Annotated in this window: 11 protein-coding genes and 5 tRNA genes; 10 read left to right on the top strand and 6 right to left on the bottom strand. The window is 57.0% G+C overall.

Translation table 11 applies throughout. The annotated features are described in order from the left end of the window. Window positions 1–202: 202 nt before the first annotated feature. Window positions 203–856 carry a GDSL-type esterase/lipase family protein gene (locus G439_RS12140; protein WP_022867918.1) on the bottom strand — a complete coding sequence of 218 codons (654 nt, stop codon included), beginning with the start codon at window positions 854–856 and terminating at the stop codon, window positions 203–205. A gap of 314 nt (window positions 857–1,170) precedes the next feature. On the opposite strand from G439_RS12140, the gene G439_RS12605 reads away from it, so the two are divergent. Both G439_RS12605 and acnA read left to right on the top strand, forming a co-directional pair. Then, entirely contained in the window at window positions 1,171–1,326 is a 156-nt protein-coding gene (locus tag G439_RS12605) for a hypothetical protein (protein WP_022867917.1), read from the top strand. Beyond that, the gene (gene acnA, locus G439_RS0104110; RefSeq protein WP_022867916.1) at window positions 1,323–4,013 is read left to right on the top strand and encodes an aconitate hydratase AcnA; all 2,691 of its coding nucleotides are present in this window, start codon (window positions 1,323–1,325) and stop codon (window positions 4,011–4,013) included. Before G439_RS12605 ends, acnA begins: the two co-directional genes overlap by 4 nt. Window positions 4,014–4,108: 95 nt before the next feature. On the opposite strand, the gene G439_RS0104105 is transcribed toward acnA, so the two are convergent. From G439_RS0104105 to G439_RS0104090, 4 genes are all read right to left on the bottom strand, one after another. Continuing rightward, window positions 4,109–5,953, bottom strand: a complete 1,845-nt coding sequence (locus G439_RS0104105; protein ID WP_040434621.1) for a chloride channel protein — start codon at window positions 5,951–5,953, stop codon at window positions 4,109–4,111. A gap of 6 nt (window positions 5,954–5,959) precedes the next feature. After that, window positions 5,960–7,960, bottom strand: a complete 2,001-nt coding sequence (locus G439_RS0104100) for an alpha/beta hydrolase family protein (RefSeq protein WP_022867915.1) — start codon at window positions 7,958–7,960, stop codon at window positions 5,960–5,962. Between the two features lie 84 nt (window positions 7,961–8,044). Further along, complete coding sequence (locus G439_RS0104095) at window positions 8,045–9,289, bottom strand: HRDC domain-containing protein (RefSeq protein WP_022867914.1); 1,245 nt, start codon at window positions 9,287–9,289, stop codon at window positions 8,045–8,047. Between the two features lie 6 nt (window positions 9,290–9,295). Beyond that, a complete protein-coding gene (locus G439_RS0104090; RefSeq protein WP_022867913.1) occupies window positions 9,296–9,847 on the bottom strand; it encodes a DUF3000 domain-containing protein in 552 nt (183 codons plus the stop codon). A gap of 158 nt (window positions 9,848–10,005) precedes the next feature. On the opposite strand from G439_RS0104090, the gene G439_RS0104085 reads away from it, so the two are divergent. After that, window positions 10,006–11,067, top strand: coding sequence for a lipid II:glycine glycyltransferase FemX (locus tag G439_RS0104085; protein ID WP_022867912.1), 1,062 nt, complete (start codon window positions 10,006–10,008; stop codon window positions 11,065–11,067). Between the two features lie 4 nt (window positions 11,068–11,071). Here the strand turns inward: G439_RS0104085 and glgX are convergent, their stop codons facing one another. Beyond that, a complete protein-coding gene (gene glgX, locus G439_RS0104080) occupies window positions 11,072–13,183 on the bottom strand; it encodes a glycogen debranching protein GlgX (RefSeq protein WP_022867911.1) in 2,112 nt (703 codons plus the stop codon). Between the two features lie 166 nt (window positions 13,184–13,349). Between glgX and G439_RS0104075 the strand changes: the two genes are divergently transcribed. The 7 genes from G439_RS0104075 to G439_RS0104045 all read left to right on the top strand — a co-directional run bounded on the left by G439_RS0104075 (window position 13,350) and on the right by G439_RS0104045 (window position 16,243). Continuing rightward, window positions 13,350–13,422 (top strand) — tRNA-Gly (locus tag G439_RS0104075). A gap of 1 nt (window position 13,423) precedes the next feature. After that, window positions 13,424–13,495 (top strand) — tRNA-Val (locus tag G439_RS0104070). 59 nt (window positions 13,496–13,554) lie between these two features. After that, window positions 13,555–13,627, top strand: a tRNA-Gly gene (locus G439_RS0104065). Window positions 13,628–13,664: 37 nt separating this feature from the next. After that, a tRNA-Cys gene (locus G439_RS0104060) sits at window positions 13,665–13,735 on the top strand. 1 nt (window position 13,736) lies between these two features. Further along, a tRNA-Val gene (locus G439_RS0104055) sits at window positions 13,737–13,811 on the top strand. Between the two features lie 137 nt (window positions 13,812–13,948). Further along, the gene (locus tag G439_RS0104050) at window positions 13,949–15,205 is read left to right on the top strand and encodes a carboxylate--amine ligase (RefSeq protein ID WP_022867910.1); all 1,257 of its coding nucleotides are present in this window, start codon (window positions 13,949–13,951) and stop codon (window positions 15,203–15,205) included. A gap of 18 nt (window positions 15,206–15,223) precedes the next feature. Then, a complete protein-coding gene (locus G439_RS0104045; RefSeq protein WP_022867909.1) occupies window positions 15,224–16,243 on the top strand; it encodes a lipid II:glycine glycyltransferase FemX in 1,020 nt (339 codons plus the stop codon). Window positions 16,244–16,283: the final 40 nt, after the last annotated feature.

Below are 16,283 nucleotides of genomic sequence, written 5' to 3'. Positions count from 1 at the left end.
CCAGGCGGGATCTGGAGAAGAAAATTGAAAGGACCTCGGATCCTCGGCAACGAGCTGATTTGATGAAGATTCAGTCGGATATCGACCGGGGTCGATACGGATTCTGATGCGCTGAAGCAGTCGGGGACGTGTCAGCGTAGATTCCACCGGTCAGATTCGCACCCGCTGCGCCGCGAAGAAAACAACGGGGAGACAAGCACCATTAATGGGTGTCAGTGTCGCCGAATATTTCCTTTACTTTTTCTGCCATTGCCTCTCCGAGCCTGTAATGCGATTCTTCTGAGAAATGGACGCAATCAAGCGGTGACGCGGATGCATAATCGCCCACATTCAGACAATAGACACCGTTGTCGTGTGCCATAGAGGAATATTTTGGCGTGAGAAGAAGAGATTCCTGGTAGTAGCTCTTCTGAAATTGTTCGTCGTAATCCGGGTGTACCGGTGCAGGTGCGGCGATTAAGATTTTTACACCATTGGGAAATATAGGTGTCTGTGCATCCGGAACCGCCTGAAGCATGCGAGTGCGTCGAATGAGAGCTGCGGCGCTCTGTGCTGAGAAAGAAGAGTCGACAACAGACAGATCGTTAATCCCCAAGGCAATAATCAACAGATCCAGCGGTTTTTGAGAAAGCAAGGCATAAGGCAGCGCGGACTGGCCGTTCTTAGACTCGCTCCACGGGAAGTCAAAACTAGTGGTTCGTCCACTAATGCCATCTTCAGCGACGTGATAACCAGCGCCGAGTTTGTCAGCCATGACGCCGGGCCAACGTACGTTCGGTGCATAACGCTCACCAGTTCCAGGGGTGTATCCCCACGTATTGGAATCCCCGAAACACAAGATGTTCTTTCGCGTCATTGTTCCTCTTTTTATTACGTAATGAATAGTCGCGCACACACGATGGTATTTATCAGAAGAATCACGCTAACGTGATTGTCGCCAATGTTCAACCTTACATAACCAGTCGATGCGTAAGGCTCGTCATCAACGTCGTCGATCTGGCGGAGGACAGGCAGAGAATGATCTGGTAGACGCACGCTTCTCATGCGTTGAAGCACCAAAATAGACGACTTACTGTACGGAATAGATATCCTGTACGGAGTAAGTATCCCCGGACCGGATTAGCGTGAATTCCGTTGAGACTATGTTGCGAAATAACGTATTGAAGCCCGATGAATCAGACGAACAAGATCGTCCTCATCTCTGATACTTTGCCCGGAATCGCCACGTTGACCGTATCCAAGATGGACGCGGTTGCAGCGGTATTGGAGCCTCTATATCTTGGCAACGAGATATTTTGCATCCGATCCCACCGGGAGGGTTCATGACGAGCATCGACAGCTTCGGCGCCCGCGCCACCATTGATGTCAACGGCCAGAACTACAACATCTACTGCCTTGACGCAGTCGAAGGGCTCGACAAGCTGCCATACTCGCTCAAGATACTCGCTGAAAACCTCCTGCGTACTGAAGACGGTGCGAACGTTACGGCAGACCAGATTCGCGCCCTCGCCGTGTGGGACCCAGACGCTGAACCGAACACAGAAATCCAATTCACCCCCGCTCGCGTCATCATGCAGGACTTCACCGGCGTGCCCTGCATCGTTGACTTGGCCACGATGCGCGAGGCCGTCGCTGACCTGGGTGGAGACCCCACCCTCATCAACCCGCTGGCTCCCGCCGAAATGGTCATCGACCACTCCGTGCAGATTGACGTTGCCGGCACACGCCTCGCATTCGAAGCCAACGTCGAACGAGAATACGAACGCAACCGCGAACGCTACCAATTCCTGCGCTGGGGACAAGGAGCCTTCGACAACTTCCGCGTTGTCCCGCCCTCGACCGGCATCGTCCACCAGGTCAATATCGAACACCTCGCCCGCACTGTCTTCACTAAGACCGAAGACGACGGCACTGTCACCGCATACCCCGACACCTGCGTGGGCACCGACTCCCACACCACCATGGTTAACGGCCTGGGCGTGCTCGGGTGGGGAGTCGGCGGCATCGAGGCCGAGGCTGCGATGCTCGGCCAGCCCGTGTCCATGCTGATCCCACGGGTCGTTGGATTCAAGCTTTCGGGTTCTATTCCATCGGGTGCCACCGCCACCGACGTCGTTTTAACGATCACGCAGAAGCTTCGCCAACACGGTGTAGTCGGCAAGTTCGTCGAATTCTACGGCGAGGGCGTGTCCCAGGTCCCGTTGGCCAACCGCGCCACCATTGGCAATATGTCGCCCGAATTTGGCTCAACCGCAGCGATTTTCCCAATCGACGACGTCACCTTGGACTACCTGCGCCTCACCGGTCGATCCGAGGAATCCATCGAATTGGTGCGTGAATACGCCAAGACTCAAGGCTTGTGGCACGACCCGTCGAAGGAAGCTCGTTACTCCGAATACCTTGAGCTTGACCTGTCCACCGTAGTGCCCTCGATTGCCGGTCCCAAGCGCCCCCAGGACCGCATCGTCCTGTCCGAATCCAAGGAGTCCTTCTCCCAGGTGATTCCCACCTACGCTCCCGAAGGTGAGCGTGAGGATGTGAAACTCACCCTGGCGGACGGTACACAGACCCGACTCAACCACGGTGATGTCGCAATCGCATCGATCACCTCGTGCACGAATACCTCCAACCCGTCGGTCATGATGGCCGCGGGTATCCTGGCGCGCAATGCCAACAAACGTGGCCTCAAGTCCAAGCCGTGGGTGAAGACTTCTCTGGCTCCCGGATCTAAGGTCGTCACCGAGTACTATGAAAAGGCTGGACTGTGGGAAGACCTTGAATCTCTGGGTTTCAACCTGGTGGGCTACGGTTGTGCCACGTGCATCGGTAACTCCGGTCCGCTAGCCCCCGAAGTGTCGGCCGCAGTTAACGACAATGACCTGGCCGTTGTGTCTGTTTTGTCAGGCAACCGAAACTTCGAAGGTCGTATCAACCCTGACGTCAAAATGAACTACCTGGCGTCCCCACCTCTGGTGATCGCCTACGCTCTGGCTGGAACGATGGACTTCGATTTCGACACTGAGCCTCTGGGCCAAGATCCCGCTGACGGATCCTATGTTTACCTGCGTGACATTTGGCCTGATCCCGCTGAAGTTCAGACTGTTATTGATGCTTCCATCGACCGGTCAATGTTCGAAAAGGGGTATGCGGATGTCTTTGCGGGAGACGAGCGTTGGCAGAGTCTGGAAACCCCTGACGGCGACACCTTCTCGTGGGATGACGATTCCACCTACGTGCGAAAGCCCCCGTACTTCGAGGGGATGGGACTCGAGCCCGAACCCGTCACCGATATTCACGGAGCTCGAGTCCTGCTCAAGCTCGGTGATTCAGTGACCACCGACCACATTTCTCCCGCCGGTGCTTTCAAGCCGGAGACCCCTGCCGGCCAGTATTTGGTGGCCAATGGCGTGGATCGACGCGACTTCAACTCCTACGGTTCGCGTCGCGGAAACCACGAGGTCATGATCCGCGGCACCTTCGCCAACATCCGTATCCGCAATGAGATGGTGCCCGGCGTTGAAGGTGGCTTCACCAAGGATTTTGCTCGCGAGGGTGCACCTACCACCACGGTGTACGAGGCTGCGCAGGACTACATTGCTGCCGGAACACCGTTGGTCGTCCTCGGCGGTAAGGAGTACGGTTCAGGTTCCTCGCGCGACTGGGCAGCCAAGGGCACGTCCCTGTTGGGGGTGCGGGCTGTCATCACCGAGTCATTCGAGCGTATTCATCGCTCCAACCTCATCGGTATGGGCGTGTTGCCTCTGGAGTTCCCGGCTGGACAGGATCGCGACTCGCTGGGACTTACGGGTGACGAAGTTTTCGACATTACGGGTATTGAGCAGCTGAATGAGGGTGTTACTCCCAAGACAGTGCGCGTTGTTGCGACTTGCGAGGGCGCAGATCCGATCGAGTTTGACGCGGTTGTCCGTATCGATACTCCCGGTGAAGCTGACTACTACCGTAACGGCGGCATCTTGCAGTACGTCCTGCGCGACCTCGCCAAGCGAGGCTAAGCCTCCTCCTTCGCCGAGAGCAGATTTTGTGGTCAAAAATCGCGGTTTTCAGGCCCGAAAACGACCATAAGGTCTGCTCTCGGCGGTGAGAGGGGCTAGGGACGGCGGTGTTTGTCCTGCCAACGTGAACCGAAAGAGGTCTGGCGGCGAGCATCCAGAGCGCGGCGCTGATCCCGATACATTCGATCCACCAGATCACGCTGACCCACCCAACCGATGAGCCGCTCAGACTTATCCACAACAGGCAGAGCCGAATAACCCGAAGCACGCAACGCTTCCAAAGCCACGGACGGTAGATCGTCGGGTCCAAGGCGCTCGGCCGACAAAATAGCCTCAGACAGCTCAGCATCCAAAGAAGCATCCTCGCCGCGAGCAGCCGCCACATCCAGGGCAGATACGAGGCCGACGAAGCGATCGCCCTCGTCAATAACTGGCAAACATTCCTCCCTGGTTGAACGCAGGATGCGCACTGCCTGCGACAAAGACTCAGAGACTCTCAAAACGTGGGGGACAGGTCCCATCCACTCACGAACCGGCTTGTTTCCCAAAAGAGTTCCGTCCACAGGGTCGTCGAGGACATCGCCGCGCCTGCGCAGCTTCTCCGTGTAGATCGTGCCGCGAGTCAAGAAACGCGACGCTCCCATAGCGATCACCACGGCCAACATCATCGGCATGATGAGCGAAAATTGCCCAGTCATCTCCACAATGATGAGTACAGCCGTCATTGGGGCGCGTGCAGCCCCAGCAAAGGCCGCGCCCATCCCAATCACTCCGTAGACGCCTGCACTGGTTGCCGATGCAGGATCAATGAGCTGCCCAAAAGCCGCACCCACCATGGCACCAACAAAAAGCGTTGGAGCAAACACCCCGCCCGAACCACCCATGCCGATGGTGTAAGACGTGAAAAGTATCCGCCCGAGCATGAGGACCAAAAGGAAACCGATGGAGTACTCACCCGCCAGAGCTGCCTCTTCAATCGGATTGCCAGAACCGAACATATGAGGGAAAGCGATAAGACCGGCACCAAGCAACACAGCCAGGACAGCGGGACGTGACCACTCCGGTAGATGGAGCTTGCCCCACAGCGCGTCGATCACATCCTCCACGCTGTACAACATCTTAGAAAAACCCAGGCCAGCCAGGCCCGCGATGAGACCCAGAATTGCGACCCAGACAATATCGGTCAGGGAAGAAAAAGCCAGGTCAGTACCGACGTCAACAACAACTTCGTCTCCTTGCAAAGCCCGGGCCACCACCGACGACATGACGGCAGCGATGACGACGTAGCCGAAAGCCTCGGCAGAAAATTGTACGAGGATCACTTCGAGGGCGAAGACCGCGGCAGCCATAGGAGCGTGGAATGTCGCTGCGATACCACCAGCGGCGCCACACGACACCAGCAAGACCGTGCGTGATGTGGGCAGACGCAAGAAAGAAGAGACGGCGGAGCCAATCGAGGTTCCCACCTGCACAATCGGTCCTTCACGGCCCGCAGACCCACCAGAGCCGATCGTTAACGAGGACGCAATGAGTTTAACGACCGCAACCCGCTCGGGGATCTTTCCGCCCTTGCGTTTGACAGCCAACATGACCTCGGGGATGCCGTGGCCCCTTGCACTGGGAGCAAAACGATGAACAAGCGGCCCGTAGATCAGCGCCGATAACGAAGGGGCCAGCAGCAGAAACACCCAGGCAGGCCAACCAAAGAAACCGTGGTTGTCCCCCAGATGCTGCGTGTACTCCTCGAAACCCGTGGAAAGAGTGCTCCACGCGGCGATCATCAAATTAAAGAGAACAGCGGCCACACCAACGACCGCACCGATTAGCCCGGCCACGACACCCAAAGCGATCCTGTGGGCGCCAATGATGGCACCGATTCGGGCGCCGGCCCTCCTAACAGAGGAATCAGCGCCCGAATGAATGGTCTTTGAGTCACCCACCGCGAATCACAGGTTCGCGATGTCGACAATGACGTCTCCGTCGATCGCCAACCCCCAGACTCTGCGGTAGAAAGTCAGCTCGGTCCGCCACGAGTCTTTAATGTGCTGAGCCTTGCGGAAACCGTGGCCCTCGCCCTCGTAGATCTTCATGGCCACAGGGTTACCCTGTGCCACCAGAGCGTCGTACATCGACTGGGACTGGGATGGCGGAACGATCTTGTCTTCCGACCCCTGCAAGATCAGTAGCGGAGCCGTGATCTTGTCAATGTGGTTGATGGGGGATCGATCGTGCCATACCGGATCGTCCAGGTCATCGGAGCCGAGCAGACGGTAAGCGTAGTGAGATTCGAACTTGTGGGTTTCTTGAGCCAGCGCCTTCAGATCAGAGACCCCGTAGAAGGAAGTTCCAGCGGTGAAAACATCTGTGGATGCAAGAGCGGCCAGAGTCGTGAAACCACCGGCAGAACCACCGCGAATTGCGATGCGGTCCGGATCCACCAAACCCTGGTCAACGAGGTAGCGGGCTCCATCGGCGCAGTCCTGCACGTCAAGAACACCCCAATTCCCATTGAGCTTCTCCCTGTAGGGACGCCCCATGCCCGTCGAACCGCGGTAGTTCACATCCAACACGGCAAACCCGCGACTCGTCCAGTATTGGAAGGGCACCTTGAGTCCGGGGCGTGCCGATGACGTGGGGCCACCATGGACGTTGACAATCAGCGGAGGTAGCTCGCCTTCGGGTGCGCTGTATTCGGGGTTGAGCGGCGGATAGAAGAAACCGTGGGCGACCTCGCCGTCGGCCGTCGGCCAACTGACGATTTGGGCTTCGGACACCAGTTCTTCCGGTGCCTCAGCGTCAGAAGAAGGCCTCAAAACGCGGGTTTGACCATCTTTGATTTCAATGATGGACGCCGAGTGGTTCACCGAGTCAGCTAGGAATACGACGCGCCCGTCAGCGGAAGCGACGTTTCCAATAGGCCACCATCCCGTTGACCATTCTTCGGCCATGCCGTTGTCAATACGGACTGTGCCCAGATGCCACGTGAGGTTTTCTGACCACGAGCAGATCAGGTAGTCATTGTCGAAGTTATCGAAGGAGTGCAGGCCCAGAGCCCAGTGGGGGTGCGAGAACGCCCGCTTGCCAGGGTGCATAGCGCGGGTGCGTAGGCGCTTGGTCCATGCACCGGGTTCTTCGCCTTCTTCCCAGGTAAAGCCCTCCGTACGGAAGAGGTTTGCCCAGCCGGTGGAATCATCAACGTGGACGAGGTCGCCTGCCAGGGTCCAGCGAGGCTCGTAGACACAAACATCGGGAGACTCGACCAGGGTGACCCTATCTTCGATAACCCCTTCAAAGTTCAACGAGGCGACGTGAAGGACCGACTGGGTCCACGGCATGTGCGGGTGATCCCACGTGATCCACGCAAGCTTGGTGCCGTCTGGGGACAAGGTGGGGGCGGCAGAAAAATCAGTGCCCTCAAAAACAACTGAGAGCAGGTCAGTATTGCGGCCGGCGCTGCCATCCAAAGGAATTGCAGCAAGATAGTTCACGGGTTCGCCGTCTGCGCAGTGGTCTTCGGCAACCGCGTAGACGAGGCCGCGCACTTCATCGATTTCAAAGTCGGCGTAGCGGATCTTAGTCAGCGGAGTTAAGGGGATAATTCCGCGAGTCATGTCTTTCGTGTCGAAACGGTAAACGCGACCGTCGAAGGCATCGGTGAAAACAATGAGACCTTCGGAAACTGCATAGGCGCGACCACCGTACTCGTGGACCCGTGAACGCACATCGGGTAGACGTACCCCGTCAATCATGGGCAGAACTTCAGCAGTTTCTCCGGTTGCGCGCTGGCGCAGCAAAGTGCCGCGGCCGTCCTCTTTTGGATGGCCCTCAACCCAATAGGTGTCGGGGCCATCGATTCGAACCTGAGAGAGGGTGACGGAACGCGCCGTGAAAGAATCGCCTGTAATGGGCGATTTCCATTCTCCGTAGCGTGCGATGGTGGTGGACATCGGTCCTCCTTCGACTCTGGAACGGCTGTGCCTCAGCGCACAAGCGCCATGATAGTCCGATCGTGACTTGTTGGCCGCACTGACTTAGACACCTAAAGCGTCGCAGACGGGATCTAAGCACAGATCCATCTGCCAGTCCCGAGCCCCGCGGTCATACATGCGTTCTTCCACCTCGTCGCCAGATGGACGTTTGGGATCCAGTGGCGCCCATGCAATGTAACGCTGCACCTTGGGTTCCAACACAATCTCAGGAGCAAGGTTCAGGGCGTCAGCAACACCAGCCACGGCATCGCGCACCAGGCCCAGCCTGGCGGCGGCATCTTCGTCGAGTCGAGCCCAATGACGAGCATCCGGCACAGAACCCGGTTGAGGGGTCTTTTGCTTATCGGGCATGGCGTCCTCGTCCATGGTGAGCGCGCGACTGATAGCGCGCAGCCACGCATCGGTGTGCTGGCGTGCAACGGGGGAGCGGAACTCCGACAAAGACATGAGCGTGCGTCTATTACGAGGAGGTTGCAAAGCGGCACGGACGAGGGCGGCGTTACGAACGAGGCGTCCCGGAGCCAAATCAATGTGTTCGGCAATAGCTTCGCGTGTTTCCCATAATTCTCGAAGAACGGCAAGATTGCGCCGACTGCGGATCTTGCCAGCCCCCGGAAGGGAACGCCACCGTTCTGCCTTGGGCTCAGGCGCAGGTTTAGCGGCCTCGTAGGCGAATTCTTCCAACGCCCATTCCCAGCGCCCCAGGTCATGCAATGTCACCGAAAGCCTGCGATACAACTCGGTCATGAGTTCAACGTCAAGGGCGGCGTAGCGTAACCAATCCGAAGGCAGAGGCCGGACCGACCAGTCGGAGGCCTGATGGTCCTTAACTAAGCCCAAGCCCAGGATCTGTTCGCACACTGATGCCAGGCCAAACCGTGTCAGCCCGATCATGCGGGCAGCGATTTCAGTGTCGAAGAGCTGCGGACATGCCAGTCCAGTTGATCGCAGGTTCACCAGGTCTTGGTCTGCGTTGTGCAAGAGCCATACATCGTTTACACCTGTTTGAAGGCTTGTCAGATCAGGCAGGGCATGAGTGTCGATGAGAAAAGTACCGACGTCCTCGCGGCGTATCTGAACCAGGTAGGGGTCCGCGCCGTAGCGGAATCCTTGGGCGCGTTCGACATCGAGAGCAATGGGAGTTGTTCCCGTCTCAAGGGCAGCAGCTGCGGTCGCCAAAGCTTCGGGCGTGTCAATGACGTCTGGCACACCTTGTCGGGGAGCAGCTATGAGGACCGGATTATCAGTGTCGCCCTCGGGCAAACCATCCCTATTGGTAATGAGCACGAGGAATCAGACCCCTTCAAGGAAATGTTCGGTGATGACTCCGGAGGTTCGGCACATGAGGTCCGCCCACCCTTGGAGATGCTCACCCAGATGAGCAGTATTAGGGCTCCACGAGGCACGCAATTCAACGAAAAGACTCGATCCTCGCAGCACGAGGCCGCCGAAAGACTCTGAAAGTTCACGGGTGACTGTGCCGGTCAAATCATGTAGACCGGCGCCGGCCTCGTCCAAGCATTCTGCCGCCCAGCCCCAAATGGCTTCTCCCAGTAGCGGATCGTGTCCCATCTCAGGGTCGATTTGAGAACGTAGCTGTGCCACCAAACGAAAGGTTCCATTCCATCCAACCTGTCCCTGAGGATCGTGCAAGACAACGAGCCTGCCAGACGCCAAAGGTTGCTCATTGTTTTCGTCACGTGTACGCATAGCCAGTGCTGCGGTGAAAGGAGCAAGACGGCGTGGGGGAGGAACCTCTTCGAGGAGTACGTGGGGATCGCGCGGTGAATCACGCAAAGAGAGCAGCGCTGTCACAAAGTCGTTGGGCAAGGCTGTCTCAGTCACAAAATCAGCGTAAACACCCCCATGTGCGTTAGGAGCAAGGCGCGCCGCTACCTGTGAGATGCCTGTGAGATACAGATCTGAACGGGTAGTAATCCTGACCTATCGGTACGGTGGATGAAAGGTTCCGTGACAGCGGATTCTTAAAAAGGGAGGTTCGCGTGACTTTAGGCCGATGGTCGCTGACCGAAGTCGACTCAACTCAATTTGAAACGCTGCTGACACAAGCAGGGTGCGTCCTTCCTATCGAACAAACTCGCCAGTGGGCCCAGATAGACGCCCCCGACACTGACAGAGATCCACGAGGCTTCCACTTGGTCTACGATGCCGGCGGGTCCTTGCGGGCAGGCTTTTACGCAACTCGAGTCAAGGACCACGGATCACACTTTTTGTGGCTACGCCACGGGCCTGTCTGGGTAAGTGAACCCAGCGCCCAAGACGAGTCAGACCTCATCGCCCTCGTACGCTCCCACATAGCCAGCTTGTGCCCTCGAGCCACGCACCTGCGCCTCGATCTGCACCACGAGGTTGACGGAACGCAGTTGCCGTCCTCTCTGATTACTTATGATCGGACCGTCATTATTGACATTGCGCGTGATACTGAGCTTGATGGCGAAGCTGCAGCCGAAGAGATCCTTACTCGCTTCAAAGCGCGAGGCCGGCGTGATGTGCGCAAATCCGTCCGAGAATCTGGGCTCGAATGTGCAGATGAAACAGCTCAAGCCAGCCAGGACTTCAGCGAATATCACGCACTCATGGCACAGACCGCAGGCCGCGATGGCTTTGTTCCGTGGGATGAATCCTACTATCGCCATATGGTGGCAACATTGGGCGAGGATCACTGCAGGGTGTACGCAGGGCGTATTGATTCTGAACTCGTCTGCTGGTCGATCGTGACGGTCTTCGGCACCCGAGCTACTCGGTACTATGCGGCCTCTGCTACCAAGATGATGCGCCAGAGAGTGACCGACCGCCTGGTCTTGTTCGAATGTGTTGATTTGAGTCGCCAAGGCGTCGAATCCTTTGACCTCATGGGCATTGGATCTGATCTTTCGCCGAGCTTGATGGGGCTTAACGAGTTCAAGACGAAATTCAGCAAAGACGTGGTCCAAGTAGCTCCAACCCGCGAAGTAATTCTTCGTCCGGCCGCTTTCAATACTCTGCGATCTGCGCGCCGCTTGATTCGCCGCCTGCGTACGGGCAAGCAAACTCCAGCGAGCTAAATCCTCACTGACCTAATGGGTTGAGGAGAATGACCGTAGACCTGGAGGGCACACTGATGGTGTCGCCGGTGTGGTGGACACTGCGATCTGAATCGTCTGCCGTATTGACAACCGTCTCCCAGCGTTCACCGTAGGCGCGGTCTGGAATGGTGAAGTCCACGGCTTCAGGTGCAGCATTGATGAGGAGCAAAAAATCGTCGTCAACGATGCGCCGACCGTACTGGTCAGGTTCGCGGATCGCATCGCCGTTGTAGAAGACCATTGTTGCCCTGGCCCACGGCTGAGACCACTGTTCGTCGGTCATGTGTTCACCAGATGGAGTGAACCATTCGACCTCTCCCAGGTCTGACTCGCCGCCTCTCTTGGCCAGGCCCTTAAAGAAACGACGGCGACGCAAAACCGGGTGGTCGCGGCGAAGGTGAATGATCTTCGACGTGAAGTCGATGAGAGCTTCAGCTTCGTCATCAAGATCCCAGTCAATCCATGAGATCTCGTTATCCTGGCAATAAGTATTGTTATTGCCTCCTTGGGTTCGACCCAATTCGTCTCCGTGCAGAATCATGGGGACACCTTGGGAGAAGATCAGCGTTGTTAGGAAGTTGCGGATTTGGCGATTTCGTAACGCCTGAACTTCGGGATCATCTGTGGGTCCTTCGGCGCCACAATTCCACGACCGGTTGTCGTTGGCGCCGTCAGCCCCGCCTTCGCCATTAGCTTCGTTGTGTTTGTCGTTGTACGACACGAGGTCGCGCAATGTGAAACCGTCATGGGCGGTAATGAAGTTGATTGAGGCAACTGGGGTGCGTCCAGAATGTTGGTAGAGGTCCGCCGACCCCGCCAAGCGCGAAGCGAAATCTGGCAGGGACGAAAACTCTCCTCGCCAAAAATCGCGGACGGTGTCTCGGTAGCGCCCGTTCCATTCCGACCATAGGGGAGGGAATCCACCCACCTGGTAGCCGCCCTCGCCAATATCCCATGGTTCTGCGATGAGTTTGACTTGGGAGACGATGGGGTCTTGCTGGATGAGGTCGAAGAATGCAGATAGGCGTGAGACTTCAGCAAACTGGCGTGCCAAGGTTGAAGCCAGGTCGAAGCGGAAGCCGTCGACGTGCATTTCAGTGACCCAATATCGCAGTGAGTCCATAATGAGCTGGAGCACGTGAGGGTTGGACATGAGCAGGGAGTTACCCGTGCCGGTGGTATCAAAGTAGTGCTGACGATCTTCTTCTACGAGCCTGTAGTAGGAGGCATTGTCTAGGCCTTTGAGGGACAAAGTTGGGCCAAGGTGGTTGCCTTCTGCAGTATGGTTGTAAACCACATCTAGGATCACTTCAATATCGGCAGCATGCAGCGCCTTAACCATCGCCTTGAACTCCGCGACTTGACCCCCGGGTGCCTTGGTCGCCGCATAGGCATTATGCGGAGCAAAGAAACCGATGGTGTTGTAACCCCAATAGTTTGATAAGCCCTTGGCTTGAAGATCGGTGTCATTGACGAATTGATGCACCGGCATGAGCTCGACGGTTGTCACGCCCAGACGTTTGAGATAAGCAATCGTGGCCGGGTGGCCCATGCCCGCATAGGTGCCACGCAGTTTTTCAGGGATGTCTGGGCAGAGCATTGTCATGCCCTTGACATGGGTTTCGTAAATGATTGACTGGGCGTAGTCGTGATTTGGTGTGTAGTCACCACTCCAGTCGAAGTAGGGGTTAACGACCAGGGAATGCATCGTGGCTTGAGCAGAATCTTGTTCATTACGCTGCTCAGGATTGTCAAAGTCATATGAGAACAGACTTGATGAGTCTTGGACCTGGCCGGCAATCGCCTTGGCGTAAGGGTCAAGCAAGAGCTTTGATTCATCACATCGGTGGCCATTTTCCGGATCCCAGGGACCCTTGACACGGAAGCCATAACGCTGACCCGGACCCACGTCGGGAAGATAGGCGTGCCACACCCACGCATCGACCTCCTTGAGTGGGATGCGTGTCTCATTGAGATCGTCATCGAGTAGACACAATTCGACGCGATCAGCAACGGAGGAGTACACGGCGAAGTTTGTTCCAGTGCCGTCGAAGGTCGCGCCAAGGGGGTAGGGCTTTCCGGGATGAATATCCATGTCACAAGCGTGCCATGGTCGGGCAGGGCATGCGTGTTTTAAACGCAAACTCCCGCTAGAAAAGTCCGTGTGATGGGCATCTCCCCGCTTGCAATTTCGCATTCGACCTGAAGACCTGTTAGAGTTCCATTTCGTCGAAACGAACTCAACGAGTTCAAATATTGATGCGGATGTGGCTCAGTTGGTAGAGCATCACCTTGCCAAGGTGAGGGTCGCGGGTTCGAGTCCCGTCATCCGCTCGGGCGATTGGCGCAGCGGGAGCGCGCTTCCCTGACACGGAAGAGGTCACTGGTTCGATCCCAGTATCGCCCACGGTAGTTCCGGTTAATCCGGGGCGTGGGGTTCATTCCCCGGCCGCATGAGCGGTCTTCGCGGATGTGGCTCAGTTGGTAGAGCATCACCTTGCCAAGGTGAGGGTCGCGGGTTCGACTCCCGTCATCCGCTCGCACACCTGGGGCCCAACTGATCTCCGCGGTGTAGCGGTGGGTTGGCCGAGAGGCGAGGCAGCGGCCTGCAAAGCCGTATACACGGGTTCGAATCCCGTACCCACCTCGGGCGATTGGCGCAGGGGTAGCGCGCTTCCTTCACACGGAAGAGGTCACTGGTTCGATCCCAGTATCGCCCACCACAACGACCCTGGTCCCTTCGGATCAGGGTCCTTTTGTATCCACGACTCTCCGATCGGGGGCAGATCAGGGTATTCCCCCATAGATTCGGGGATACTCGGATTCGTAAACTCTGTGAGTTAAGAAAAGGTGGTTTTCCATGCATCCCAATGCGCCTTCGGCGTCACTGCTGCCCGTCATCATGGGCGGTGACTTCGGCGTCTACGGGATCGGCCGTTCTTTCAACGAGGCATTCGGATGCCGGTGCCTGTGCGTGGCCAACCAGCCGATCGAAGCAATTACAAAATCGAACTTCTTTGATGTTGTCACGATCGATGCCGGCATCAGCGACGACGATCGCCTAGCCGTTCTTAAAGGCATCGCAGCAGCTCACCCGGACAAGGCACTGGTCCTCATGGCCAACACTGATGTCCACTCAGCTTTTATTGCCCGCAATTCGCAAGCGTTACAGGCCTGTGGGTACGCGACACCATTTCCCTCAATCGACGTCATTGAGGGGCTGACCGACAAAGCCGCTTTTGCGCAAGCCTGCGGGCGCTTGGGCATCGACACTCCGGGCACCGTCGTCGTCGACTTTTCGCAGGCCACCGATCAAGACTGGCGCGCCCCTGAAATTCCTTTCGACTTTCCTGTCGTTGCAAAAGCGGCTCGAGGCGATGCCTACGACGCCATTGAGTTCGAAGGTAAACGCAAGATTTGGTTTATGGAATCCCAAGACGAGCTCGATTCCCTGTGGGAGAGCCTCAAAGCAGCCGGATTCGAAGACCTCTTCCTCGTCCAGGAATTGATCCCTGGCGATAACACGGCAATGCGATCCATCACCGCATACGTCGACTCGACGGGCAAAGTGGCACTTATTGGTTCTGCCAGGGTTCTTCTGGAAGACCACGCACCCACCATGATCGGCAACCCCGTTGCGATGATCACCGAAACCTTCGAACATCTGTGGGAACAAGCATCCAAGCTTCTGACGGAATCTGGCTACCGTGGCTTCGCGAACTTTGACATCAAAATTGATCCGCGAGATGGACGCGCCATGTTCTTTGAGGTCAACCCCAGGATCGGGCGCAATAACTGGTACATGAGCGCTGCCGGAGCCAACCCAATGAAGGTTATGGTCGCCGACCTCATCGACCATAGACAGGTTGAGCCGGTTCAAGCTCGTGAAGAGATCCTGTATTCGATGGTGCCCGACCGTCTCCTCTTGCGCTACTTACGCGAGGACGGCCTGCGCTCTCGCGTACGCGAGTTGATTCGGTCCGGCAAACGTTTTGATCCGCTCCTCAACCCTGCGGAGAAAAATCCTTATCGCAATGCCATCGTCCGTCTGCAAAAACTCAACCATTACCGTAAGTTCCGCCGCTATTATCCCGAGGCGACGGACAAGTCCTTCTGAAAGTCGACGAATAAGTAGATGAACGCTCCCTCAGCACGGTTTGAAGAGATCAGTGCCCGTGATATGCGCCAGGCCTTATCAGGAACCGACGGCCTGCCCGTCGAACAATCTGAATGTTGGCAGGCCTTCGAAGAGTCCCAAGGGCGTCCTCTATGGGGACGCTACGCCTATAAAGAAGGCGAGAAAATCATCGCCGTTATTGCTCTATATGAGTACAAGGTTCGCTCGTGGAGCTACTTGTGGGCTAAGTGGGGACCAGTGTGGGTCAAGGAAGCCTCTCCGGCTCGAGAAAAAGCCTTCCGTCAAGCGCTGGCTGAGCTTGTGCGCCAACGCAACCGGCGCATTGTCTTCGTGCGCATGCACGCGTGGTTCCAGTCGCCCGACTTACGCGATCTCCTTCAGACGATGACCTATGACCGCACTGTGGTAGTGGATACCTCCGGCGGTACTGAAGAGTCCATCCTGGCTCAAATGCCAGCCGACGGGCGCAAGATGATTCGACGTGGCAAGAAGAAGGCTGATGAGGCCGGGCTGACCATGGTCGAAGACACTGGAATCGACTTGCGGGGCTTCCAAGCTCACTACGAGGTCTTGCGCCAGACAGCTGAGCGTGACGGTTTCCGCCCGCATCCACCATCGACCTACATGCAGATGTTGGATTGCCTTGGCCCCGACCATGCGCGTCTCTTTTCTATTCGAGACCCGCACGGCAAAGTGCTGTGCTGGGATATCGTCCTGGTTAACGACCGGCGGGCGCAGGCCGAATACGGAGCATCGAATGACGAAGGTCGACGCTTGGGTGCTCCAGGCCACCTCGACCATCTCATCGCAGTCAAACTAGCGGGAGAGGGGATACGCGGTTTTGATCTCATGGGAGCTCATTCGCCGCGCATGCCTGACCTTTTCGCAGTGGGCAAGTACAAGGGTAATTTTTCTTGCCACTACACGGACGTTGCCGGTGGTTGGGACTTTGTTCTTCGGCCTTGTACCTACGCGCTGCTTGAAACCTTACTCAAGGTCAAGCGCCAGCTCGGTTGAGAACCAAGCGATGCCACTCGTGCCACTCCCGTAGGGGGCA

This window comes from Schaalia vaccimaxillae DSM 15804, from assembly GCF_000420425.1.
Lineage (GTDB): Bacteria > Actinomycetota > Actinomycetes > Actinomycetales > Actinomycetaceae > Pauljensenia > Pauljensenia vaccimaxillae.
This window is presented reverse-complemented; position numbering and strand designations above follow the sequence as displayed.